The following is a 22,004-nucleotide window of genomic DNA, read 5'->3' on the forward strand; positions in this document are numbered from 1 at the left end:
CTAGTAATTTGTTTTTCATCCAAAATAGATGCCTAGCAAGAGAAAATAGTGCTGTTCGATAGTATCACTGGGGCGATTTATGGACCGAATGCCAATGGTGCTACAGGCTATGTAGCAAGAGCGGTTGCTCCTGAGGTATCGTATCAAATCGGTCAGTATTTTAAAGGCACGAATGGTGAAGGCACAGCACCACATATCTTGGCTCATGGTATTTTAGCGGCTGCAGTAAGTGCGGCGACAGGTAATGATGTGACCACAGGTGCGTTGTCTGCGATGGGGGCTGAGGCGAGTGCGAAGGCGGTGTCTCATTATGTGTTTGGGACGGATAAGCCAAGCGATTTGACGGCTGAACAGAAGCAGACGGTGAGTAGTATTGTGAGCCTTGCAGGGATTGGGGTAGGTGCTACGACTGGGGATGTTGGGAGTGCGGTGAGTGCTGGTGAGGCGGGGAAAGTGGCGGTTGAGGATAATGATACCTTTAATTTATCTTCTACTGATTTTGGCATGAGTTCTTCTGATGTCTCGTATGCTACTTACTGTGCCTCAAACCCTACTGGTGCTAGCTGTACAAAACCTAATGTAGTTAACAGTATATCTGTTCAAATTGATAAAATTCTTGAAAACAAACCTTTTGGTCTAGTATATAAAGTTGCAGCGAATGGTGACAGCATTGTCTGTATTCCAGTAGGTGCTTACACTTGTGGGTTAAGAACAGGTGAACATTTTGCCAGTCCAGAGGAGGTCAGAAAAGGAAATTCTGAGTTTTTAATGAGTGTTGTTCCTGTGCCTGGTGGTAAAGGTGCGAAAGTAGTTGCCAAGAAAACTGGTCAAGTAATTGGTATTTATGAAGATGCTAAAGTAGCGAATGCAGCTATTCAAAGAGCTAGAGTTGAGGCAAATATAGCTACTAGTAAGGCGGCTAGGGAAAGCTCAGGATATGCACCTTTTAGCCAAAAAGCTACTAATATTTCTTCTCTAACAAATATCTCTATTAAACAATTAGATAAAAAATTTAAACATGCTGAAGATTTTGGTATTATTACAACGAAGAAGAATAGTCAGACTTTAAATGAATTTGGTAATGCTATTAAAACCCATATGAGAGATAGTAATACTATTCAGAATGGGACATATGGATTTGTTGCTGATTCAAAAGTTTTTTATAACACTGTTTCCCATAATGTCGTGGTTGTGGATAAGGGAGGGAATTTTGTTACAGGATTCCGCCTAACACCTGGTACTGCTCAATATGAGAATTTTTTTAAAAACGGAGTATTAAGATGAGCTTATTATTATTAGAGTTTACCAGAACATATACAAATGAGATAATTGATGCATCATGTTTTGTTGAGGCTTATATCCAGTTATGGAAGATTGAAAATAAATTAGGAATCTCAGTTAAAGATGAAGAGCAACTTAATCTATTCTTAGCATCAATATTTTATATTGCAGATTTATATAATCCCGATAGTGACAAATTAGATTATGAATTTAATGACGAGCAATTGTTCGAAAAAGTCACTAGTGAACTTTTATCCTATGATAAAAAATCTATTAAGGCATAGAGAATATAGTTCTGTAGGGTGCGTTCCACGCACCTAACCGCACCCATGACAGCCTCACAGGGCATAACGAAGCCTCCAGTATTGACGTAAACAACGCCGTCTTTAACATCCAAGGCAAAGGCAAAGGCAAAGGCAAAGGCAAAGGCAAAGACAGTGACTTTACCGTGACAGGTAGTGATATCAACTTAGCGGGCGACTTGTATAACAACGTTGAAGGCGATGTGACGTATCAAGCGGCTTCTGGCACAGGCTATGATCGTACCAGTCATCAATCAAGCGGCTTTGGGGTTGGGGGGTATGCCAGCACGCAAAGTGGCGCAGGTATTACCGCCAATGCCAATAGGGCAAAAGGCTATGGTAATGGCGAAACCACCACCCATGCCAACTCTCATATCCATGTCGGTGGTACAACTTATCAAAACATCGGTGGCAACCTTGTATTAGACGGTGCGGTGGTAAAAGGTGATTATGCCACCGGGCATATCGGTGGAGGCATCATTGCCGCCAGTCGCCAAGATACCGCCAAGTATGATGGCAAAAACACCAATGCAGGCTTTAGTGCTGATATTGATTTATCAAAAGCAGGAACTGGTAGTAATTTATCGGTCAATGGCGGTCGAACAAGAGCCAATGCTGACTATGCAGCCGTGACAGAGCAAACCGGTCTTCAATATCGTAAGTCAGATATGGTGGTGGATGGTAAGAGTACCTTTAAGGGGGCATATTTCACCACGGCAACGCCTGAGGATAATCAAACCCAGTTTAACGGTGGTCTAGAAGTCAGTGATATCCAAAACCACAGTCAGTATAAAGCCGACGGGATTGGTGTTGGGCTATCGGCTGGGATGAATCCAACGACCAATCAAATGAACCCACCGGGTATTGGTGGCATTGGGTATGGTCGTGATAGTGATAGTCAAACCAGTACCACTTATGGTGCGGTTACAGGTATGGCTGGTAAGTCGGATGTCACAACGGCTAATGTTGGTACACTCAATGAAACGCTAGTAAATAGCTTTGATAAAGATAGAGTCAATGCTCAAATCAACGCACAGGTTTCGGTAACTCAAGCATTTGATACCGAGCGTCGCTCATACCGTTTGGAGATGGCTCAGAAAGAGCAGGAACTTCGTGATAAGGCAGACAAAATAACTGATAAGGAAAGCCAAGAATATAAGGATTTAATCGCTAAAGCAAATAAACAACAAGAAGATATGGTGCTATTTGATAGCATCACTGGGGCGATTTATGGACCGAATGCCAATGGTGCTACAGGCTATGTAGCAAGAGCAGTGGCTCCTGAGGTATCGTATCAGATTGGGCAGTATTTTAAAGGCACCAATAGCGAGGGTTCTGCTCCTCATATCTTAGCCCATGGGATTTTAGCGGCTGCGGTAAGCGTGGCGACGGGCAATGACCCAACGACAGGTGCGTTGTCTGCGATGGGGGCTGAGGCGAGTGCGAAGGCGGTGTCTCATTATGTGTTTGGGACGGATAAGCCAAGCGATTTGACGGCTGAACAGAAGCAGACGGTGAGTAGTATTGTGAGCCTTGCAGGGATTGGGGTAGGTGCTACCACTGGCGATGTGAGTAGTGCTGTGAGTGCTGGGGAAACGGCGAAAAGTGCGGTTGATGACAATATAAATACAGTTTTAGCACCTGATCCAGCATTAATGTATGAGATAGAAAATAATCCTAACTACTCTCGTGAGCAACTTGAAGCCATTCAGAGAATTCCAGAAATGCTGGGTTCTTTGAACCTTGTGTATAAAAAGAATGATAAAGGTCACTTTATCATATGCCTGCCTTATAGTGGCAATAGCTGTGCCCCTAGACCTAATGAAAGATATGCCACTGAGCAAGAAGTTAAACAAGGCGCTCAAGACTTTGCTTTAGACGTTGTTCCTTTGCCTGGTGGTAAAGGCGTGGCAGTTATTGTAAAGAAAACGGGTCAAATCGTTGGAAAATACAAAAATGCTAGAGCGGCTAGAAAAGCGGCTGATGAAGCTATGGCGGAAGCTAAGGTTGGTAATAACTTCAATAGAGATAATGATTCTATTGGTAATAAGCCACTAGGTGGAGGGCATCGGGCTAACCAATATGGTCATAACTGGAAAAGAGCAAGCCTGAGTGATGCTAGGAAGAAATTTGCAGGTGATAATCCTGAAATTATTCACACTAAATCAGGTAAAATAATTCATAAGAATAGAGAGACAGGAATCGAAGTTGTATATGATAGAGAAGGCGATTACTTTACTATTATTGACCCTTCTATATCTGGGAAAAGAAACTATTTAGACCTTGATGGCAAGGTGCCGAATAATAAAACATTGCCAAATGGTAAGCAAGCTGGAAGATCTAATGCTGAGTATCGTGAAGCAACACACTTTAAAGTTGATAGATAAAGGTTGTTTAATGAAAAAAAGAATAATAGCAATACCGATGTCTAAAGAAGCACAGCATAGGTTGGATTATGATGAATGCTTGAATGGCGATTTGAAAGAATACAACTTAACTGAAAATGAATTTAGTGAGTTGCTTGATATCGGTTTTTTCCAAGATATAAATAATAGCTTAGGTGTAATAATTAGTGATTATGAGTCGGAGGAAATAGTCGGAGATAAATTGCACCTACTAGAAAGCTTTATGGAAAATTATATAAAAAATCATAAAGATATATTAGTTATCAATGATATTAATAAATTATTTAAAGTTGCCTATGAAAAGAATACAGGTGTTTATTTTTTCTTTTGATGGGAAGGTATTGTTGCTTCATTCAGATAAGTCTTTGATTTAATTTGATTTTTAGAAAGTATAGTCAATTAACTTCATAAAAGTACAATTTTATATTAAAAGGGGCCAGCACAGAATTCGGACCATATAGCACGCTAAGGAATTGGTAGTATTCAAAAAACTGTGTCATTTCACTAAACTACTCACAATAGAAGGAATGACACCATGCAAAACTTTGACATTAACAATGTGGCTCTAGCCTTTGCCTACCAATGGCTTAAACTCTAAATGTTCAACAGACCCTAGTACAGTCGCTAACTAGATATTTCAGCTGAGTTTTTTTGTTCTTTGTTGGATACTGAATTCTTGGTAAGCCCCCGACCATCCCCCTATTGAGATGGTTTCCAGTAATGTGGTAGCAGCTCATCAATCTGGCTATCAAGATGCGTCGGCAGCCGTCTCAGCACATCCGCCAAATACGCATACGGGTCAAGCCCATTCAATCTAGCTGACTGAATCAGCGACATAACATTCGCCGCCCGCTGACCGCTCTCAAGCGACCCTGCGAACAACCAATTCTTACGCCCGAGTGCCCAAGGACGCATCTGATTCGTAATATTCCTTCTGATACGGTGAATGGTGTTGTCGCTCCATTTGGTAGAAGTGTTCCCCAAACTTTTCCATATATAGTTAAAACTGTAATATAATAAGCATTTTAAACCAATACCACCATGCCCAAAATATACAACCAAGACTTACGAGACAGAGCCGTCAACCACTGGCAAAAGACAGGCAACAAAAGCCAAACAGCCAGGCTGTTTGAAATCAACCGCAACACCCTTAATGACTGGATAAAGCTCTATCAAGAACAAGGGAATACCAAGCCAAAACCCTTTGCACCTGTTGGCGTAAAACACATTATCACTGACCTAATCGCCTTTGAGGACTACGTTAACGCTCAGCAATTCGACACCGCAAAACAGCTTAGAGAACAGTACTTAAAAGACCATCCTGATATCGATATTTCCTATAACGCCTTTTTACAAACCTTACGTCGAATCAAATGGAGTTTTAAAAAAAGACCCCGCTCTTTAAGCAAGCCGATTTACTAAAGCAAATTGGGTTTAAATTAATGCTAGGTTTATTGCTATTAACCTTGAGCATTACCGCTGACAACATCCTATTTATGGATGAAACAGGATTTTATCAAAGGCAATACTACACCCACAGTTGGTCGCCTATTGGCAAACCTTGTTATGCCAAAATCGATGCCAATAAGGGTAAACGCTTAAACTTAATGGGAGCTATGCGATTAAATGAGTTTAAACTCATCGCGCCTATTACCTTTGAAGGTGGTTGTAACCGTGTGATAGTTGAAAATTGGCTACACACATTAGCACAATCTTTGCCAAAAGATGAAAATGGTAATTATCCAAAACGTGTATTGGTGTTGGATAATGCTAGATTTCATCATGGTGGCGATTTAAAGCAAATTGCCGAACTTTATAATATTGAACTGACGTACTTACCGCCTTACTCACCTGAACTTAATCCAATTGAGCAGTTGTGGGCAGTCATCAAGCAAAAGGTTCGTTTAACGCTAAGCAATTTTGATACGCTTAAGGGATGTGTTGAAAGTTGCTTGGTATAATTCGGTTTTGACTATAGTAATGAGGAAGAAGCCAATGTGGGGCAGGTCGCACAAAACGGTGTTGGTGTGGCTACTGTATTTGCTGGGGCTAAAGTTCCTTATATAAAGGGGGTGACAACGTCGCTATGGACAACATGGGAGAATTATCCAAAAAAAGTATTTAATACTCCAAATGGTCCTCAAGAATTTGCTTTAATAGGCAATCGATATTACTCACAACATGCTGTTGCAAGAATGCAACCTAGTGGACAAAGATACTCAACAGGTCTACCTGAGGGACAAGTGTATAATACAGGCACACAAGGGATGGAGCCAGGCATTCTTAATACTGATGGAAGAAAAATGCTCAGAGGGCGTTCAATTTCTCCAGCCAACGTGGAATCGATTATAAAAAATTCTACACCTACTAAACAGAAAAATGGTAATTGGAATTATGTTTCAGGTGACATCACAGTGATATTAAGTCCTGATAAGAAACGTGTCGTCACGGTTATCAATTAGAGGTAAACATGTCAATTATAGATACAATTATAGGTTTAAATAAGGATCTTAAGGAAAATAGGATTAGTTTTCATCAGTATAGAAGTGCAGTTTCTGGTGTTGCCCTCAATATACAGCAACTAATTAATTATGACGGTGATATTTATCATTTAGTTGATTCTTGGTTTGAAATAATTGAGTATTGTTATTTTGAAGAAGATTGGAATAAATATGCTTTAGAAATTGGAAACTTTTTAATTCAAGGTATGAATGACTTTCCTAATCAGATATTTTTACCCCAAACTTCAGAATTTATCAGAAATCATAAAGTATCACTATAATTCTCTGCACACGACAAAAAAACAAAAAAGTCTGATAAAACAAAGGCATAATAGTAATTTTTCTCAAGAACCACCATTATGCCAAATCTTATCAGACTAGAAACTATATTAGCCCAAAACATCACATTAAACAAGGCAAGAATTACCTGCTTAAGCCTAATAATTATAGCGATAATTATCGCTCAAAGCAGCAACTTAAAACAAATAGCCAAAAACTTTCAAAAAGTAGGAAAGACAGACAGCCACTATCGCAGAATACAACGGTTTTTTGCCAAAACTGAATTTAACTACGACCAGATAGCCAAATTTATTTACACCCTGTTTGGCTTAGATAACGTCACCTTAACCATAGACCGCACCAACTAGAAATGGGGCAAAACCAACCTCAACATCTTTATGCTAGCAGTCGTTTACAGTAAGCCCCCGACCATCCCCCTATTGAGATGGTTTCCAGCAATATGGTAGCAGCTCATCAATCTGGCTATCAGGATGTGTTGGCAGACGTCTCAGCACATCCGCCAAATACGCATAAGGGTCAAGCCCATTCAATCTAGCCGACTGAATCAGCGACATAATATTTGCCGCCCGCTGACCGCTCTCAAGCGAACCTGCAAACAACCAATTCTTACGTCCGAGAGCCCAAGGACGCATCTGATTCTCTGCCCAATTATTATCAATCGGCAAATTGCCATCATCCAAATAACGAGTTAATGCCGTCCAACGTTTCAAGCAATACTCAATTGCCTTGGTAATATCAGCATTCTTAGTCGTACCTAGCCTTTTCTCCTGTAACCACACAAGAAGCCTATCCGCAACTGGTTTAGCCTTCTGTTGCCTAATTTGCCTAACGACTTGGGCATCTCTAGGCGTTGGTGATTGGTTTTTCTCAAACTGCTCATCAATCTCACGTTCAACGGCATACAGTGATTGAAATAACGCTAGTGCCTCAATGCTAATAAGACTCTGCCCTGTCACATGAAGTTCATGGAACTTACGTCTGGCATGAGCCATACAACCCACTTCAATCACCCCTCGCCCAAATAATGGCTTATAGCCGTTATAGCCGTCACAAACAAGCTTGCCCTTAAAGCCGTTTAAAAAAGCATTGGGATACTCACTACCCCGACCTTGGGCAAAATCATACACCACCGCTTTGATTGGGCTGTGTTGCGGTGTTACATACGCCCACACATAGCCTTGCTTTAACTTGCCTTTAGCATCTTTCATGCCATAGCCATTTAACACTTTGACTGGGGTTTCATCGGCATGCACAATTGGCTGGGTTAGCATTATTTTATGCAAACGCTTGACTAAAAACCCAAGCTGTACTCCACAGCGTCCGACCCAATCGGCTAAGGTTGAATCGGATAAATATACCCCACTACGCTGATAAATCAGGCTTTGGCGATACAGGGGCAAATGGTCAGCGTATTTACTGATAAGCACATGAGCCAGTAGCTCAGACGTGGCAACGCTTTTATCGATGATTTGGGCATCGGTTTTGGCTTGAACCAACCGCTCACGGTTACACGCAGCGTTACGACAGGTGTATTTGGGATAAACATGACGCTCACGGTAAAACTGCTTTGGCTTAAATCCGAGTTTGTCTTGTACGTCTTCGCCAATTTGTTTCATTTGACAGCCACACTCACAGGTGGTTGACGGTGGTTCGTGGATGATGGTGTGAATGTCGAGGTTGTCAGGGATAACGAGGCGTCTTTGTCGTTTGGGCTTGGTTGGTTTTTCTGATAGTGTGCCTAATTGGTTATCCGACTTTTCTTCAAGTTCTTGAGTAGTAAGCGTTTGAGCATCAATCGGCTTGTTAGCAAGCAGTTTGGATCGCTCGTCATCACTAAGATTGGCTAAGAAGTTGTCATGGGCTTGTTCAAGCGATGCCAGGTCTTCTAGGGCGGTTTCTTGGTTTAAGTGGGTTTGTTTGGGGGTTAAGCCTTCGCTTTTTTGCCCAAATAGACGATGAATAAGACGTTGCTGTTTGGCAATGGCGTCAATGAGTGCTTGGTTGATGCGAGCAAGTTCGGCTTCGTATTGCTGCTTTTGCGCATCGATTTGTTTCTCGTATTGTTGTTTGAGTTGCGCTGCTTGCTGTTGGTATCGTTGTTGTTGCTGTTCGGCTAGATGTCGCTGATGGTCAATCGCTTGTTGTTTTTGTTGTTGTTCAAGTAGTGAGATTTTCGCCAGTAGTTGAGCGTATATAGGGTCTTGGGGTAAGTCGGATGGTAGGTTTGCGGTCATGGCAGTAGTTTGTCATAACCGCTATCGGTTGTCAGCTAACGGGCGGTGATAGTTAAAATTTAGCGGGTTTATGATAAAGTCAGCTTAGGTCAGCGGCGTGAGTATGTCTTTGCTTAGGTTGTGCCAAGGCAAACCACTAATCAGGGCGTTGAATTGCTCGTGGCTGATGGTGAGTCCTGTGGTTGAGTTGAGTGGACTGTGATGTCGCATGAGGCGTTCGCCAAGTCCGCGAAATTTGCTATCATCCAGTGTTCGGGTGCATAGCCAAATGCCCAGTCCATCATGAATGAGTATTTTTAGCCGGGTGCCTGTTTTGTTGTAAAATAGGTAGGCACAGTGTGGGCGGATGCCTGGGTGGTGCTGTAGGATAAAGGCGAGTAACTTGTTGCTGCCACACCGCATGTCCATGGGTGCGGTGGATAGCCATATTTGTTGGGGATTGATAAGGGGGTTCATTGTAGCCCTCGTAGTAGTTCGAGTAGGCTGTGATTATCGATTTGGGCAATGCTTAGTTTTATGGGCATTGTGTTGTGAGTGGGGATTTGTAGTTCTATACCTGTCAGGACTGATGACCTGGATATGCTCTGGTCGATGATTTGCTCAGGGTTTGACTCTGGCTGTACACTGACAGGAATGAATGTTGGTGTATTGCGGTGAGCGTCATTGTTAATAAGTGTGGGTAGTTGGTCGGTTTGGGATTGTTTTCCTTTGTGTTCACGTTTCCAGTTGTGCAATAGGTTCTGGTTGATGCCGTTGTCTCTGGCGATACTGGCAATTGACCGCCCTGAGCTTATCGCTTCTTGTACTAGAAATTCTTTGAATTCGTCACTGTAGGTCTTGCGCTTGGGTTTGTTGGTTGCCATTTTAATGTCCATTTAGTGAAATCATGGACATTATCTCGCTTCATCTAAGAGTGCAGTAGAGGGGATGGTCGGGGGCTTACCGTTTACAAAGGCATAATCCAAAAACTGGTAAAACTAGACAATGGATGGAGAGCTATAATCATTCAGGGGAAGTTATTCGAGTTCACCCTAAATCTATAAATGGGCAAACCGTTTCAGGGCAACATTACCCACCTACAGGCACAGAGGTACAAAAAGGAGCAAAGTAATGTATCAAAGTCTATATAGTGAAATATCATTATTAAAACAGCAGGCAGAATATAACTACTCTCCACTATATATTGCTAAAATGTCAATGAACATACTTAATGAATATTCAAACGAAATTATTGCTGAGGATAGAGATAAATTCATTTCACTAATTGCTATGGATATGGGTGAAGAGTTTGAGTATTCTCAAGATGAATGTATAAAAGTATTAAGTGAAATTCTAAAAAATTACAATTAACTTTTATTCATTTTGAGCTAGGGGCGAAACAATATCCTGTGGGTAGTGCTGAGTATAACTATTCGATGGAGAAAGCGGATAAACAGCAACATGATAGGGTGCTGTTCGATAGTATCACGGGGGCGATTTATGGGCCCAATAGCAATGGGGCGACTGGGTATGTCGCAAGAGCAGTGGCTCCTGAGGTATCGTATCAGATTGGTCAGTATTTTAAAGGCACCAATAGCGAGGGTTCTGCTCCTCATATCTTAGCCCATGGGATTTTAGCGGCTGCGGTGAGTGCGGTGACGGGGAATGATGTAACAACTGGAGCGTTATCTGCGATGGGTGCAGAAGCTGCAGCACCGATGGTGGCAAAATTCTTGTTTGGCGATAAGCCAATTAGTGAGCTAAGTGCTGATGAAAAAGCAACAGTGAGTAGCATTACGAGCCTTGGGAGATTAGGTGTGGGTGCTAGCACTGGCGATGTGGGTAGTGCAGTGAGTGCTGGTGAAGCGGCAAAGGTGGCAACGCAGGATAATGGTGTAGAAGTTGCAGCTCCCGTATGTGGTCCTCTTGTTGAAGTGTGTTTTGTTGGAGGTGTTGCTATAACAGCAGCAACTGTATATGCTAATACACCTGAAGGTAAAAAGAAAATAGGGTTGTGGTTCAAAAAGTATGCTAAAAGAAAATCGTTCGCACGGAGCTTGTCGAAGGGTAGCGATTTTCCTATGGTTCGACAGGCTCACCACGAATGGAAAATCGTACTAGCATACTTTTCAGACCAGTGCAAAAATAAGGTAGTGGTTTGAAAAGTATGCTGATATAAAAATAGAAAAGACAACTTGGAATTAAAATGATAATTTGGATGTATGAAGAAACAAATTACAATTCAATGCCCAAGCTGTCTAGGTTTCAGTATAAAGAAAAATGGATGGAAAATCTATGGCAAGCAAAACTACCAGTGTAAAAGCTGTGGATGACAATTCATTCACGAAACAGACTGATGTATGCTGAAAAAAACGGACAAAAATATTTGGTAAACTAACACCCTAAACAGGCGTTTACCATGAGGGCATTCAAAACTCTGTGTCAGGATAAATTAGAGGCTCATCACCGCATCCAAACGACCAGGGAAATGGATAGACAATTGCATCATCGTTTGCCCCCAATTATTGATAGGCATTGTCCATTTCTCTGAAGCATTTAACATACCAACATACAGTAATTTAAGCAAGCTGGTTTCATTCGGGAACGCTCCTTTGGTTTTAGTCAGCTTACGAAACTGGCGATGAACTGCCTCAACCGCATTGGTCGTATAAATGGGTTTTCTCACCGCTTCGGGGTACTTGAAATAGGCACTTAGCAAATGCCACTTATCTCGCCAAGAAGCGATAACAGCAGGATATTTATTGCCCCAAAGTCTATCGAGCTCATCAAGGGCTAACTCAGCGGACTCTTTATTCACTGCTTTATACACAGGCTTTAAATCCCGCATAAAGGCTTTTTGGTCACGACTTGCCACATAGCGAAGACTATTGCGGATTTGATGAATCACACACAGTTGCACCTCAGTATTGGGGAAGATAGCCTGTATCGCTTCAGGGAAGCCTTTTAAGCCATCAACACAAGCAATCAGAATATCTTGTACCCCTCGATTGTGTAAATCAGTGAGCACAGAGAGCCAGTAGTTCGCTCCCTCGCTTTCAGAGCAGTATAAGCCGATAAGCTCTTTGCGACCTTCAGTGTTGAGTGCTAACAGCGTGTAAACAGCTTTATTGACGTAACGTCCTTCCTCTTTGACTTTGTAGTGAATGGCATCAAGCCAGACAAATGGATAGACGCTGTCTAATGGACGGGATTGCCAGGCTTTAAGCTGTGGGATAAGACTGTCAGTAATATTACCCGAATTCGACATAAGAAAAGGCAAAAAAAAGAAGTCCAATATGCTAAAGTAAGTTCACCACAAACAACCTAGCCAAGGACTTCTTACATGGACAATCTCGAAGCACTTTACTGCCACATAGACGACTACTGCAAAACCTACACAGCCGAGCAACAGAAGAAAATGCTAACGCTAAAGCGAAAAAGCAGTAAAAAGACCCGAAACAAACCATGCTGCATCAGTTTAGCAGAAATCATCACCATCATGGTACTATTTCATCAAATCAGATACCGAGAATTTAAAGCATTTTACTATGGCTATCTGTGTCAATGGCTAAAAAGTGCCTTTCCAAGACTACCAAGCTACAACAGAATGGTAGAACTGATGGAAAAAGCAGCATGGGCTGGTTTTATGGCTTTAAACTGCACGTCATCATCAATGACCAAGGTGAGCTTGTCAATCTCACCGTCACAGCAGGCAATGTGGATGACAGAAAACCTGTGAAACAACTGTGCGATATGACCGTATTTGGTAAACTGTTTGGTGATAAAGGCTATATTGATAAATCCCTAACTGCTTGGCTGGATGAAAATTTGGATGTTGAGCTGATTACCAATGTCAAAAAGAACATGAAAGCTAAGGACATTGCTTGGCTAGATAAGCGATTACTCAAACGCCGTTTCTTGATTGAGACGGTGTTTGATGAGTTAAAGCATATTTGCCATATTGAGCATTCAAGACATCGTAGCCCTGCTGGGTTTATGGCTAATTTATTGGCAGGGCTGATTGCTTATTGCCACCAAGCCAAGAAGCCTACGCTAAAGAATGTGCTGTTTGGGCATTCCTTACCGCAGGTTGCTTAGTTTGTGATAGCTTTCAATGAGTTAGGCTGTGGCTTATGTCGAACTGGGGTTAAGTTAGAGTGTTTGAAAATCAAAACCAAGTTGAATCATTTTGCTTTACGTTTGAAGTTACTCGTATCCGCTAATCAGTCGGCTTTTGCCCAGCTTAAGGCTATGAGCGGTGCGTAACTTCAATCATTAAAACAAAAACTTGGGTTAGCAGATAACAATTAATGAGCAATGCCGTGCCAAATCAGCCAATAACTTAAACGGGTGCCAAGGTCATAAAATTCACATCAATTTTTAACGCTTTCATCAATCGGTGCATGGTAACCCAAGTAGGGCTCGTCTCACCATTTAACGTTTTATATAAGCTTTCACGATTGAGCCCTGTCATACTGGCGACTTTAGCCACACCATGGTGTTTGACTAGATGTCCTAAAGCAATAACAAACACTTGAGGATCATCATCTAAAAACGCCTCATGCAAATACTCGCTGATTTCTGCCTCGGTTTCTAGGTAATCAACAGGGTTAAATTTACTCGTTTTCATTGTCGTCAACCTCATCATATTCCAAATTGGCTATCATTGCTTGGGCGGTCTTGATATCGCTTTGCTGAGTCGACTTATCACCACCGCATAACATAAAAATAATCGTCTGACCTTGTAGGGTGAAGTACAAGCGATAGCCTGTGCCAACAAATATCCGCATTTCACTCACTTGACCACCCACAGATTTGATATCGCCTAAGTTGCCTGCTTCTGCTCTGGTTAACCGTAAAACAATCGCTTTAACAGCCTGTCTGTCTTTTAGCTTTCTTAACCATTTATCAAAATCCGCCGTTGTCCGAATATCATACATGCCCAAACCTCTTTGTAGCTTACAGGCTACTTTATCACATGTTTGGTAAAGGATAAAGACTGATTTCACGCCATCTATCTAAGACGAGCATAGAAAGTGAACATCCTAGTACAATAAGAAAGTTTATTAAGCATGTTGGACGATGCTCACATACTAATCGCTTCTAGGGCGCTTTTGATAGTAAATCCACCCCTGCTTTTTTTAACTCCCCTTTCGCTGTCACATAATGGTATAGCGTACTACTGGGAATATCGCCAAGTTCCTTACAAATCGTGGGAATACTTTTGGTTTGGTCTTGCATGAGATATTGAGCGTACTGCAATTTCTCAGCCGTCATGATTCTGGGTCGACCACCTTTACGCCCCCGAGCACGAGCAGCGGCTATCCCCTCTTTCACCCGTTGGCGAATGATATTACGCTCCATCTCGGCAAACGCTGCTTGAATCTGCAAAAAAGCCCGTCCCGCAGGAGTCGTTGTATCCATCGGTGAATTGATAGCTTTAAAGCCAATCTCTTTTTCAGCGAGTTCATCAATGAGTTTGATTAAGTCACTGGCTAACCGCCCTAACCTATCTAAATCTAAAACGACAAGCACATCACCTTTTCTTAAATAGTTCATACAATCATCCAAGCCTTTACGTTGGGAATTACTCCCCGAGGCTTTGTCTTCAAAAATCCGTTCACAGCCAATTTCTTTCAAGGCGTCAATTTGACGATCGAGTAATTGTTTCCCTTCAGAAGTTGATACTCGGGCATAACCGATAAAACTCATGATAAATTTCTCACGAAAAATATTATTTTTTACATTTTATCATAATTAGATTTATTTGGCTTTATCGTGAAATAAAGATAATAAAAAAGAGCTGAATCGGCTTTCTTTTACAAACTCACGAAAAACAATTGGTTTTCGTGATTTACTTTCTTTGCATTTTTACTCAACTTTTGTAAAAATGATAAAAATCTTTTGAATTTATCGCTTATCGATATATAATATATAAAAATTTGGATATGTTCTATGATTGTCAATTTTAAATGTGATAAAACACAGACACTTTTTACCACAGGCAAAACACGTCATTTCTCTTCAATTAAAAATGTGGCTGAGAGAAAGTTGCTACAACTTGATAACGCCACTTGTTTAGAAGATTTACGTTCACCGCCAGGAAATCGACTTGAAGCATTATTTGGCGACCGAGAGGGGCAGCATAGTATTCGAATTAATGACCAATGGCGAATTTGCTTTGTTTGGACTGAGGAAGGCCCAACCGATGTAGAAATCGTCGATTATCACTAACTTTAAGGACAACTGATATGAAAAACGGTATGCGACCTATTCACCCAGGTGAGGTGCTAAGAGAGGATTATCTAGAACCCCTGCAAATGAGTGCCAATGCTTTAGCAAAAGCGATCGGCGTTACTCCTGCTCGTGTCAATGAAATTGTACGGGAAGAAAGAGGTGTCACCGCTGATACCGCTTTACGCCTTGCTAAGTATTTTGGCGGTAGTGCCAAATTTTGGTTAAACTTGCAAACAACTTATGAGCTAAGACTGGCTGAGACGCAAGATACGCATTTTTTGGATGAGATTATGCCGTTAGCGTTTTAAGGTACTCCCCAATGTCTAGACCAAATAATCACAAAATTAACTGAAGTTACGCACCGCTCATAGCCTTAGGCTGGGCAAAAGCCGACTGATTAGCAGATACGAGTAACTTCAAACGCAAAGCAAAATGATTCAACTTGGTTTTGATTTTCAAACACTCTAACTTAAACACCGCATACGTGGCTAAAAAGACATGATTAAACCGTGCCCTTTGGCTATGTACAGGCGACTTACCCAAATTGGCATTTTGCTTTAACGACTTATGATACACTTCAACGTGCCATCGTTTTTGATAGCCATTGATAAACGTATCCTTGTCGCATTGCAAATCCGAACACACCAGATATAACACCCCTGTCGAATCGTCCTTGTTTGTAAAGACTCGGCGTAATAACAAGACTTCATCATGGTAGTCATTTAAAAAGCCGTGAACAGGGGTATTATGTAAGCCCCCGACCAACCCCCTATTGAGATGGTTTCCAGCAATGTGGTAGCAGCTCATCAATCTGGCTATCAGGATGTGTTGGCAGCCGTCTCAGCACATCCGCCAAATACGCATACGGGTCAAGCCCATTCAATCTAGCTGACTGGATAAGCGACATAACATTCGCCGCCCGCTGACCGCTCTCAAGCGACCCAGCAAACAACCAATTCTTACGCCCGAGTGCCCAAGGACGCATCTGATTCTCCGCCCAATTATTATCAATCGGCAAACTGCCATCATCCAAATAACGTGTCAGAGCCTGCCACCGTTTCAAGCAATACTCAATCGCCTTGGTAATATCAGCATTCTTAGTCGTACCTAGCCTTTTCTCCTGTAACCACACAAGAAGCCTATCCGCAACTGGTTTAGCCTTATCTTGCCTGATTTGCCTAACCATTTGGGCATCTCTAGGCATTGGCGTTTGGTTTTTCTCAAACTGCTCATCAATCTCACGCTCAACGGCATACAGTGATTGAAATAACGCTAGTGCCTCAATGCTAATAAGACTTTGCCCTGTCACATGAAGTTCATGAAACTTACGTCTAGCATGGGCCATACAACCCACCTCAATCACGCCTCGCCCAAATAATGGCTTATAGCCGTTATAGCCGTCGCAAACAAGCTTGCCCTTAAAGCCCTGCAGAAAAGCATTGGGATACTCACTACCCCAACCTTGGGCAAAGTCATACACCACCGCTTTGATTGGGCTGTGTTGCGGTGTCACATACGCCCACACATAGCCTTGCTTTAACTTGCCTTTAGCATCTTTCATGCCATAGCCATTTAACACTTTGACTGGGGTTTCATCAGCATGCACAATTGGCTGGGTTAGCATTATTTTATGCAAACGCTTGACTAAAAAACCAAGCTGTACGCCACAGCGTCCAACCCAATCGGCTAAGGTTGAATCGGATAAATACACCCCGCTTCGCTGATAAATCAGGCTTTGGCGATATAGGGGCAAATGGTCAGCGTATTTACTGATAAGCACATGAGCCAGTAGCTCAGACGTGGCAACGCTTTTATCGATGATTTGGGCATCGGTTTTGGCTTGAACCAACCGCTCACGGTTACACGCAGCGTTACGACAGGTGTATTTGGGATAAACATGACGCTCACGGTAAAACTGCTTTGGTACAAAGCCAAGTTTGTCTTGAACATCTTGACCAATTTGCGTCATTTGACAGCCACACTCACAGGTGGTTGACGGTGGTTCGTGGATGATGGTGTGAATGTCGAGGTTGTCAGGGATAACGAGGCGTCTTTGTCGTTTGGGCTTGGTTGGTTTTTCTGATAGTGTGCCTAATTGGTTATCCGACTTTTCTTCAAGTTCTTGAGTAGTAAGCGTTTGAGCATCAATCGGCTTGTTAGCAAGCAGTTTGGATCGCTCGTCATCACTAAGATTGGCTAAGAAGTTGTCATGGGCTTGTTCAAGCGATGCCAGGTCTTCTAGGGCGGTTTCTTGGTTTAAGTGGGTTTGTTTGGGGGTTAAGCCTTCGCTTTTTTGCCCAAATAGACGATGAATAAGACGTTGCTGTTTGGCAATGGCGTCAATGAGTGCTTGGTTGATGCGAGCAAGTTCGGCTTCGTATTGCTGCCTTTGCGCATCGATTTGTTTGTCGTATTGTTGTTTGAGTTGCGCTGCTTGCTGTTCGTAATGTTGTTTTTGTGCATCAAGTTGTTGGTGAAGCTGAGCGTTTTGGGCTAATAGCTCAGCGTAGCTTGGGGCAGTAGAGTCGGATGGTAGGTTTGCGGTCATGGCAGTAGTGTGCCATAACCGCTATCGGCTGTCAGCTAACGGGCGGTGATAGTTAAAATTTAGCGGGTTTATGATAAAGGCAGCTTAGGTCAGCGGGGTGAGTATGTCTTTGCTTAGGTTGTGCCAAGGCAGTCCGCTGACAAGGGCGTTGAATTGCTCGTGGCTGATGGTGAGTCCTGTGGTTGAGTCGGATGGGCTGTGATGTCGCATGAGGCGTTCGCTAAGTCCGTGAAATTTGCCATCATCGAGTGTTCGGGTGCATAGCCATATGCCCAGTCCATCATGAATGAGTATTTTTAGCCGGGTGCCTGTTTTGTTGTAAAATAGGTAGGCACAGTGTGGGCGGATGCCTGGGTGGTGCTGTAGGATAAAGGCGAGTAACTTGTTGCTGCCACTTCGCATGTCCATGGGTGCGGTGGATAGCCAAATTTGTTGGGGATTGATAAGGGGATTCATTGTAGCCCCCGTAGTAGTTCGATAAGGCTGTGATTGTCGATTTGGTCGATAGTGAGTTTTATGGGCATTGTGTTGTGAGTGGGGATTTGTAGTTCTATACCTGTCAGGACTGATGACCTGGATGTGCTCTGGTCGATGATTTGCTCAGGGTTTGACTCTGGCTGTACACTGACAGGAATGAATGTTGGTGTATTGCGGTAAGCGTCATTGTTAATAAGTGTGGGTAGTTGGTCGGTTTGGGCTTGTTTGGCTTTTTGTGCTCGTTTCCAGTTGTGCAATAGGTTCTGGTTGATGCCGTTGTCTTTGGCGATACTGGCAATTGACCGCCCTGAGCTTATTGCTTCTTGGACTAGAAATTCTTTGAATTCGTCACTGTAGGTCTTGCGTTTGGGTTTGTTGGTTGCCATTTTAATGTCCATTTACTGAAAATCATGGACATTATCTCGCTTCATCTATAGTCAAAACTGAATTATACCAAGCAACTTTCAACACATTCCTTAAGCGTATCAAAATTGCTTAGCGTTAAACGAACCTTTTGCTTGATGACTGCCCACAACTGCTCAATTGGATTAAGTTCAGGTGAGTAAGGCGGTAAGTACGTCAGTTCAATATTATAAAGTTCGGCAATTTGCTTTAAATCGCCACCATGATGAAATCTGGCATTATCCAACACCAATACACGTTTTGGATAATTACCATTTTCATCTTTTGGCAAAGATTGTGCTAATGTGTGTAGCCAGTTTTCAACTATCACACGTTTACAACCACCTTCAAAGGTAATAGGCGCGATGAGTTTAAACTCATTTAATCGCATGGCTCCCATTAAGTTTAAGCGTTTACCCTTATTGGCATCGATTTTGGCATAACAAGGTTTGCCAATAGGCGACCAACTGTGGGTGTAGTATTGCCTTTGATAAAATCCTGTTTCATCCATAAATAGGATGTTGTCAGCGGTAATGCTCAAGGTTAATAGCAATAAACCTAGCATTAATTTAAACCCAATTTGCTTTAGTAAATCGGCTTGCTTAAAGAGCGGGGTCTTTTTTTAAAACTCCATTTGATTCGACGTAAGGTTTGTAAAAAGGCGTTATAGGAAATATCGATATCAGGATGGTCTTTTAAGTACTGTTCTCTAAGCTGTTTTGCGGTGTCGAATTGCTGAGCGTTAACGTAGTCCTCAAAGGCGATTAGGTCAGTGATAATGTGTTTTACGCCAACAGGTGCAAAGGGTTTTGGCTTGGTATTCCCTTGTTCTTGATAGAGCTTTATCCAGTCATTAAGGGTGTTGCGGTTGATTTCAAACAGCCTGGCTGTTTGGCTTTTGTTGCCTGTCTTTTGCCAGTGGTTGACGGCTCTGTCTCGTAAGTCTTGGTTGTATATTTTGGGCATGGTGGTATTGGTTTAAAATGCTTATTATATTACAGTTTTAACTATAAGAGTGCAGTAGAGGGATGGTCGGGGGCTTACAGTGCAACTGTTCCGAGTAGTGGTTAATGAAAACCGCACGGACTGGATTGTCACCAATGACACCACTCAGGATTCATCAGATGGCACACGATTGGTGTGTGCCATCCGCTGGAAGATTGAGCAGTTTCACCGAGAACTTAAACAACTCACTGGTATTGAAGCTAATCAGTGTCGTAAGGCTCGTATTCAGCGGAATCATATTTGTTGTTGTATGCTGGTTTGGCTGCAGTTAGCCAGACAGGCTAAACGGTTAAAACAATCTTTATATCAGGTTAAAAGGGGTTTACTCAGTGATTATTTGCGTGAGCAGTTACGCTCGCCTTCGGTCGTCTTTGCGTAAGTCCTAGTTTTATTCTATGCTGGTTTGCTGATCAATTTGTTGCTGATTGTGTTTTTTGACTTGGTCTATGAGTTCAGATAATTGTTGGTTGTCATCTTCAATTGCAGTGGTCAGTTCTCGGACTTTTTTGTCCAAGGGGGTTGTGGCAAGGTAGGGCTTACTGGTGGTACTAGCGGCGGCCTGTTTGGGGGCTGGGATATCGCGCTCGGTCAGTATTTGGGTGATGGGTGCTGCCACAGTAACCACTTGTGAGCTTGCAGGCATAGGGGGAAGGGGGGTTAGATGGTCATCAGTCGCCACACGGCTGAGATTTTTACCATCTGTGCTGTTTGTGGCATGGTTGGGCGAGGGTGTGGCTGCAGACGCAAGAAGGGCGGTATGAGTTTGTGCATACGGGCTAAATAGCAAAGAAATCTGTTGGAGTGACTGCAACGGTGATACTGCCCAAGTGCTTTGGTGGCTTGTCACCGCGCTGGTAGTGATGGGTGCTGCGATAATTTGGGTGGATTTGGTGGCTGGTTTTGCCAAAGGTGTTTGGGTGGTGGCAAGCTTGGTAGGCTGAGATTGCCAGTACCATACTCCCAAACCAACCAAGCCACCGTGTAATAATAAGGTCAGTAGCAGCGGCTTGACCGCCTCATTAGAAATGCGCTGGCGCTTTTGTTGTTGTGCGCTTAGCGTGGTTGGTTTGACGTTGTTTTGCTCAAGCAAAACATTAGTAGCGCGTTTGTCTTGGGGTGATAATGACATACAGAGTACCTCGACAGTGATAGATAAAATAGTAGCACAAAATACCCAACGCCTCGAAATTGGCATGGGATAATTCGCGATTTTTTGCCAAAATTTTGTTATGATACAAAAAATTTGTCCATGTATTGGTCTGATGGTATGGATTACGGTATGTATAAGCAGCATCTAGCATCGTTTAAATCATTGGTTTTTTGCCCGTCCCATTGGTCATTAAAAAAAAGGTGGTGTTTCAAAAAGTATGCTGACATTAAACATAGCCATTGTTAATATAAAAGAACGTTAAATCAAAGGCTTTATAGTGATTTTTGAGCTTTTTAGAAAAGTTGCAACTTCGCCTAAAAGCTCGCCCTATCCTATGTCTAATACGGCAATTATTGCCTTCAATGCCTACAGTAAAAAACTTACCCGTCTTTTGAACAAAATCTTTAAAGCCTGTGATAAAGCTATCCCAAGTGTCACTGGTAATACTAGCAAAAGTGACACCCAGTTCTTTCATTTTTGCTTTAAGTTTTCTAACGGTTTTAAGGTCTCGCTTTCCCCATACATAGGCGACAATTTCACCTGTTTTACGGTGATAGGCGTAAATTAACCATTGCTTGTTGCTCTTTTTACCTACGAACGTCCAAAGTTCATCCACTTCTAGTCTGTCGTATTGGTTTTGCTTAGGGATAATCTTGTAGTCGCATTTTTCTAAGGTTGCTAAGACTTTGCCACAGCTAATTTGCTCAACTTCGGCTATGTCTCGAATACCGCTACCTCTGACCATTAGGTGACGTATTTTGCCGTCTTTGTCTGTGTGACATCCCTTGTAGGTTAAAGCATGGTTGCCTATAAATTGCCTTTTACAGTCTTTGCATTGGTAGTTTTGTTTACCGTAGCTTTTGATACCATTTTTCTTTATACTGTCACTTAGACAGGCTGGACATTTGATGTGTAGTAGAATTTGCATTTCACTATTTTATCAGATTTTTCAGCCTGTTTTTTTTCAGCATACTTTTTGAAACACTACCGAACTATGATGTATCTAAAGGCTTACCATCCTACTTGATGTCTCGGCTAGGATGGTACTTCAATCAAACCTAAAACAATATAAATAGGACTTACGCAAAACGCATAAATTTTTGCGTAAGTTGATTAAAATATAGTAGCATAAAGGCATGAAGAAAAAGTCCATCACCCGCTTAGACTACTGCCAATACTTACT

General features: G+C 42.3%; 26 protein-coding genes and 6 pseudogenes. 16 read left to right on the forward strand and 16 right to left on the reverse strand.

What is annotated here, in order from left to right:
• Nucleotides 1–48 precede the first annotated feature (48 nt).
• The 4 genes from MA2_RS09255 to MA2_RS09270 all read left to right on the forward strand — a co-directional run bounded on the left by MA2_RS09255 (nucleotide 49) and on the right by MA2_RS09270 (nucleotide 4,319).
• Entirely contained in the window at nucleotides 49–1,284 is a 1,236-nt protein-coding gene (locus MA2_RS09255; RefSeq protein ID WP_067059155.1) for a colicin D domain-containing protein, read from the forward strand.
• Entirely contained in the window at nucleotides 1,281–1,565 is a 285-nt protein-coding gene (locus tag MA2_RS09260; protein WP_067059157.1) for a colicin immunity domain-containing protein, read from the forward strand. Before MA2_RS09255 ends, MA2_RS09260 begins: the two co-directional genes overlap by 4 nt.
• Before the next feature lie 107 nt (nucleotides 1,566–1,672).
• Nucleotides 1,673–3,970 (forward strand): hemagglutinin repeat-containing protein, encoded by a 2,298-nt coding sequence (locus tag MA2_RS11570; protein ID WP_245945398.1) that lies wholly within the window; start codon nucleotides 1,673–1,675, stop codon nucleotides 3,968–3,970.
• Between the two features lie 37 nt (nucleotides 3,971–4,007).
• Entirely contained in the window at nucleotides 4,008–4,319 is a 312-nt protein-coding gene (locus MA2_RS09270; protein ID WP_143821794.1) for a hypothetical protein, read from the forward strand.
• 368 nt (nucleotides 4,320–4,687) lie between these two features.
• Here the strand turns inward: MA2_RS09270 and MA2_RS09275 are convergent.
• Nucleotides 4,688–4,909, reverse strand: a pseudogene (locus tag MA2_RS09275) (transposase domain-containing protein); the annotation flags it as partial.
• A 120-nt stretch (nucleotides 4,910–5,029) separates the two neighbouring features.
• On the opposite strand from MA2_RS09275, the gene MA2_RS09280 reads away from it, so the two are divergent.
• From MA2_RS09280 to MA2_RS09300, 5 genes are all read left to right on the forward strand, one after another.
• Nucleotides 5,030–5,410, forward strand: a complete 381-nt coding sequence (locus MA2_RS09280; protein ID WP_067055824.1) for a helix-turn-helix domain-containing protein — start codon at nucleotides 5,030–5,032, stop codon at nucleotides 5,408–5,410.
• Between the two features lie 20 nt (nucleotides 5,411–5,430).
• A complete protein-coding gene (locus tag MA2_RS09285) occupies nucleotides 5,431–5,949 on the forward strand; it encodes an IS630 family transposase (protein WP_067059165.1) in 519 nt (172 codons plus the stop codon).
• Nucleotides 5,950–5,985: 36 nt separating this feature from the next.
• On the forward strand, nucleotides 5,986–6,450 hold the full coding sequence (locus tag MA2_RS09290; RefSeq protein WP_067059167.1) for a hypothetical protein: 465 nt from the start codon (nucleotides 5,986–5,988) through the stop codon (nucleotides 6,448–6,450).
• Between the two features lie 8 nt (nucleotides 6,451–6,458).
• Nucleotides 6,459–6,770 carry a hypothetical protein gene (locus MA2_RS11480; protein ID WP_245945395.1) on the forward strand — a complete coding sequence of 104 codons (312 nt, stop codon included), beginning with the start codon at nucleotides 6,459–6,461 and terminating at the stop codon, nucleotides 6,768–6,770.
• Between the two features lie 78 nt (nucleotides 6,771–6,848).
• Nucleotides 6,849–7,136, forward strand: coding sequence for a hypothetical protein (locus MA2_RS09300; protein ID WP_067059169.1), 288 nt, complete (start codon nucleotides 6,849–6,851; stop codon nucleotides 7,134–7,136).
• A 69-nt stretch (nucleotides 7,137–7,205) separates the two neighbouring features.
• On the opposite strand, the gene tnpC (MA2_RS09305) is transcribed toward MA2_RS09300, so the two are convergent.
• The 3 genes from tnpC (MA2_RS09305) to MA2_RS09315 all read right to left on the reverse strand — a co-directional run bounded on the left by tnpC (MA2_RS09305) (nucleotide 7,206) and on the right by MA2_RS09315 (nucleotide 9,886).
• Nucleotides 7,206–9,023: an IS66 family transposase gene (gene tnpC, locus MA2_RS09305; protein WP_067059171.1), complete on the reverse strand. Its 1,818-nt coding sequence runs from the start codon at nucleotides 9,021–9,023 to the stop codon at nucleotides 7,206–7,208.
• 84 nt (nucleotides 9,024–9,107) lie between these two features.
• A complete protein-coding gene (tnpB, locus tag MA2_RS09310; protein WP_067059173.1) occupies nucleotides 9,108–9,479 on the reverse strand; it encodes an IS66 family insertion sequence element accessory protein TnpB in 372 nt (123 codons plus the stop codon).
• Nucleotides 9,476–9,886: a transposase gene (locus MA2_RS09315; RefSeq protein ID WP_079352070.1), complete on the reverse strand. Its 411-nt coding sequence runs from the start codon at nucleotides 9,884–9,886 to the stop codon at nucleotides 9,476–9,478. Before MA2_RS09315 ends, tnpB (MA2_RS09310) begins: the two co-directional genes overlap by 4 nt.
• Before the next feature lie 247 nt (nucleotides 9,887–10,133).
• Between MA2_RS09315 and MA2_RS11155 the strand changes: the two genes are divergently transcribed.
• From MA2_RS11155 to MA2_RS11575, 3 genes and pseudogenes are all read left to right on the forward strand, one after another.
• The gene (locus MA2_RS11155) at nucleotides 10,134–10,373 is read left to right on the forward strand and encodes a hypothetical protein (RefSeq protein WP_079352068.1); all 240 of its coding nucleotides are present in this window, start codon (nucleotides 10,134–10,136) and stop codon (nucleotides 10,371–10,373) included.
• Between the two features lie 38 nt (nucleotides 10,374–10,411).
• On the forward strand, nucleotides 10,412–11,164 hold the full coding sequence (locus tag MA2_RS09320) for a VENN motif pre-toxin domain-containing protein (RefSeq protein ID WP_067059177.1): 753 nt from the start codon (nucleotides 10,412–10,414) through the stop codon (nucleotides 11,162–11,164).
• A gap of 60 nt (nucleotides 11,165–11,224) precedes the next feature.
• A pseudogene (locus MA2_RS11575) lies at nucleotides 11,225–11,329 on the forward strand (transposase-like zinc-binding domain-containing protein); the annotation flags it as partial.
• A gap of 125 nt (nucleotides 11,330–11,454) precedes the next feature.
• Here MA2_RS11575 and MA2_RS09325 read toward each other — a convergent pair.
• A pseudogene (locus MA2_RS09325) lies at nucleotides 11,455–12,252 on the reverse strand (IS256 family transposase); the annotation flags it as partial.
• Between the two features lie 93 nt (nucleotides 12,253–12,345).
• Between MA2_RS09325 and MA2_RS10945 the strand changes: the two are divergent.
• Nucleotides 12,346–13,100, forward strand: a pseudogene (locus MA2_RS10945) (IS982 family transposase).
• A 244-nt stretch (nucleotides 13,101–13,344) separates the two neighbouring features.
• Here MA2_RS10945 and MA2_RS09335 read toward each other — a convergent pair.
• From MA2_RS09335 to MA2_RS09345, 3 genes are all read right to left on the reverse strand, one after another.
• The gene (locus MA2_RS09335; protein WP_067059181.1) at nucleotides 13,345–13,632 is read right to left on the reverse strand and encodes an addiction module antidote protein; all 288 of its coding nucleotides are present in this window, start codon (nucleotides 13,630–13,632) and stop codon (nucleotides 13,345–13,347) included.
• Entirely contained in the window at nucleotides 13,619–13,942 is a 324-nt protein-coding gene (locus tag MA2_RS09340; RefSeq protein WP_067059183.1) for a type II toxin-antitoxin system RelE/ParE family toxin, read from the reverse strand. Before MA2_RS09340 ends, MA2_RS09335 begins: the two co-directional genes overlap by 14 nt.
• Before the next feature lie 163 nt (nucleotides 13,943–14,105).
• Nucleotides 14,106–14,714 carry a recombinase family protein gene (locus MA2_RS09345; RefSeq protein ID WP_067059185.1) on the reverse strand — a complete coding sequence of 203 codons (609 nt, stop codon included), beginning with the start codon at nucleotides 14,712–14,714 and terminating at the stop codon, nucleotides 14,106–14,108.
• 243 nt (nucleotides 14,715–14,957) lie between these two features.
• On the opposite strand from MA2_RS09345, the gene MA2_RS09350 reads away from it, so the two are divergent.
• Together MA2_RS09350 and MA2_RS09355 are read left to right on the forward strand one after the other, a co-directional pair.
• Complete coding sequence (locus MA2_RS09350; RefSeq protein ID WP_067059187.1) at nucleotides 14,958–15,236, forward strand: type II toxin-antitoxin system RelE/ParE family toxin; 279 nt, start codon at nucleotides 14,958–14,960, stop codon at nucleotides 15,234–15,236.
• A 17-nt stretch (nucleotides 15,237–15,253) separates the two neighbouring features.
• Nucleotides 15,254–15,547, forward strand: a complete 294-nt coding sequence (locus MA2_RS09355; protein WP_067059189.1) for a HigA family addiction module antitoxin — start codon at nucleotides 15,254–15,256, stop codon at nucleotides 15,545–15,547.
• Nucleotides 15,548–15,593: 46 nt separating this feature from the next.
• Here MA2_RS09355 and MA2_RS09360 read toward each other — a convergent pair.
• From MA2_RS09360 to MA2_RS09385, 6 genes and pseudogenes are all read right to left on the reverse strand, one after another.
• A pseudogene (locus MA2_RS09360) lies at nucleotides 15,594–15,971 on the reverse strand (IS701 family transposase); the annotation flags it as partial.
• 37 nt (nucleotides 15,972–16,008) lie between these two features.
• Nucleotides 16,009–17,787: an IS66 family transposase gene (gene tnpC, locus MA2_RS09365; RefSeq protein WP_067059191.1), complete on the reverse strand. Its 1,779-nt coding sequence runs from the start codon at nucleotides 17,785–17,787 to the stop codon at nucleotides 16,009–16,011.
• A gap of 84 nt (nucleotides 17,788–17,871) precedes the next feature.
• Entirely contained in the window at nucleotides 17,872–18,243 is a 372-nt protein-coding gene (gene tnpB, locus MA2_RS09370; RefSeq protein WP_067059194.1) for an IS66 family insertion sequence element accessory protein TnpB, read from the reverse strand.
• A complete protein-coding gene (locus MA2_RS09375) occupies nucleotides 18,240–18,650 on the reverse strand; it encodes a transposase (protein WP_079352229.1) in 411 nt (136 codons plus the stop codon). Before MA2_RS09375 ends, tnpB (MA2_RS09370) begins: the two co-directional genes overlap by 4 nt.
• A 62-nt stretch (nucleotides 18,651–18,712) precedes the next feature.
• Nucleotides 18,713–19,231, reverse strand: coding sequence for an IS630 family transposase (locus MA2_RS09380; protein ID WP_067059198.1), 519 nt, complete (start codon nucleotides 19,229–19,231; stop codon nucleotides 18,713–18,715).
• 20 nt (nucleotides 19,232–19,251) lie between these two features.
• A complete protein-coding gene (locus MA2_RS09385) occupies nucleotides 19,252–19,632 on the reverse strand; it encodes a helix-turn-helix domain-containing protein (RefSeq protein WP_067055824.1) in 381 nt (126 codons plus the stop codon).
• 79 nt (nucleotides 19,633–19,711) lie between these two features.
• Between MA2_RS09385 and MA2_RS10950 the strand changes: the two are divergent.
• Nucleotides 19,712–20,050: pseudogene (locus tag MA2_RS10950) on the forward strand (transposase); the annotation flags it as partial.
• Between the two features lie 9 nt (nucleotides 20,051–20,059).
• On the opposite strand, the gene MA2_RS09390 reads toward MA2_RS10950, so the two are convergent.
• Nucleotides 20,060–20,800, reverse strand: coding sequence for a hypothetical protein (locus MA2_RS09390; protein ID WP_067059200.1), 741 nt, complete (start codon nucleotides 20,798–20,800; stop codon nucleotides 20,060–20,062).
• 247 nt (nucleotides 20,801–21,047) lie between these two features.
• On the reverse strand, nucleotides 21,048–21,749 hold the full coding sequence (locus tag MA2_RS09395) for an IS1 family transposase (protein ID WP_067059202.1): 702 nt from the start codon (nucleotides 21,747–21,749) through the stop codon (nucleotides 21,048–21,050).
• Nucleotides 21,750–22,004 lie beyond the last annotated feature (255 nt).

The organism is Moraxella atlantae NBRC 14588, from assembly GCF_001591265.1.
Classification (GTDB): Bacteria; Pseudomonadota; Gammaproteobacteria; order Pseudomonadales; family Moraxellaceae; genus Faucicola; species Faucicola atlantae.

What these genes read in the sequence shown, in the direction of transcription:
- MA2_RS09260 (WP_067059157.1), top strand. Translation starts at nt 1,281, where the DNA reads ATGAGCTTATTATTATTAGAGTTTACCAGAACATATACAAATGAGATA.
- MA2_RS09270 (WP_143821794.1), top strand. Translation starts at nt 4,008, where the DNA reads ATGTCTAAAGAAGCACAGCATAGGTTGGATTATGATGAATGCTTGAAT.
- MA2_RS09280 (WP_067055824.1), top strand. Translation starts at nt 5,030, where the DNA reads ATGCCCAAAATATACAACCAAGACTTACGAGACAGAGCCGTCAACCAC.
- MA2_RS09285 (WP_067059165.1), top strand. Translation starts at nt 5,431, where the DNA reads ATGCTAGGTTTATTGCTATTAACCTTGAGCATTACCGCTGACAACATC.
- MA2_RS11480 (WP_245945395.1), top strand. Translation starts at nt 6,459, where the DNA reads ATGTCAATTATAGATACAATTATAGGTTTAAATAAGGATCTTAAGGAA.
- MA2_RS09300 (WP_067059169.1), top strand. Translation starts at nt 6,849, where the DNA reads ATGCCAAATCTTATCAGACTAGAAACTATATTAGCCCAAAACATCACA.
- tnpC (WP_067059171.1), bottom strand. Translation starts at nt 9,023, where the DNA reads ATGACCGCAAACCTACCATCCGACTTACCCCAAGACCCTATATACGCT.
- tnpB (WP_067059173.1), bottom strand. Translation starts at nt 9,479, where the DNA reads ATGAACCCCCTTATCAATCCCCAACAAATATGGCTATCCACCGCACCC.
- MA2_RS09315 (WP_079352070.1), bottom strand. Translation starts at nt 9,886, where the DNA reads ATGGCAACCAACAAACCCAAGCGCAAGACCTACAGTGACGAATTCAAA.
- MA2_RS11155 (WP_079352068.1), top strand. Translation starts at nt 10,134, where the DNA reads ATGTATCAAAGTCTATATAGTGAAATATCATTATTAAAACAGCAGGCA.
- MA2_RS09335 (WP_067059181.1), bottom strand. Translation starts at nt 13,632, where the DNA reads ATGAAAACGAGTAAATTTAACCCTGTTGATTACCTAGAAACCGAGGCA.
- MA2_RS09340 (WP_067059183.1), bottom strand. Translation starts at nt 13,942, where the DNA reads ATGTATGATATTCGGACAACGGCGGATTTTGATAAATGGTTAAGAAAG.
- MA2_RS09345 (WP_067059185.1), bottom strand. Translation starts at nt 14,714, where the DNA reads ATGAGTTTTATCGGTTATGCCCGAGTATCAACTTCTGAAGGGAAACAA.
- MA2_RS09350 (WP_067059187.1), top strand. Translation starts at nt 14,958, where the DNA reads ATGATTGTCAATTTTAAATGTGATAAAACACAGACACTTTTTACCACA.
- MA2_RS09355 (WP_067059189.1), top strand. Translation starts at nt 15,254, where the DNA reads ATGAAAAACGGTATGCGACCTATTCACCCAGGTGAGGTGCTAAGAGAG.
- tnpC (WP_067059191.1), bottom strand. Translation starts at nt 17,787, where the DNA reads ATGACCGCAAACCTACCATCCGACTCTACTGCCCCAAGCTACGCTGAG.
- tnpB (WP_067059194.1), bottom strand. Translation starts at nt 18,243, where the DNA reads ATGAATCCCCTTATCAATCCCCAACAAATTTGGCTATCCACCGCACCC.
- MA2_RS09375 (WP_079352229.1), bottom strand. Translation starts at nt 18,650, where the DNA reads ATGGCAACCAACAAACCCAAACGCAAGACCTACAGTGACGAATTCAAA.
- MA2_RS09380 (WP_067059198.1), bottom strand. Translation starts at nt 19,231, where the DNA reads ATGCTAGGTTTATTGCTATTAACCTTGAGCATTACCGCTGACAACATC.
- MA2_RS09385 (WP_067055824.1), bottom strand. Translation starts at nt 19,632, where the DNA reads ATGCCCAAAATATACAACCAAGACTTACGAGACAGAGCCGTCAACCAC.
- MA2_RS09390 (WP_067059200.1), bottom strand. Translation starts at nt 20,800, where the DNA reads ATGTCATTATCACCCCAAGACAAACGCGCTACTAATGTTTTGCTTGAG.
- MA2_RS09395 (WP_067059202.1), bottom strand. Translation starts at nt 21,749, where the DNA reads ATGCAAATTCTACTACACATCAAATGTCCAGCCTGTCTAAGTGACAGT.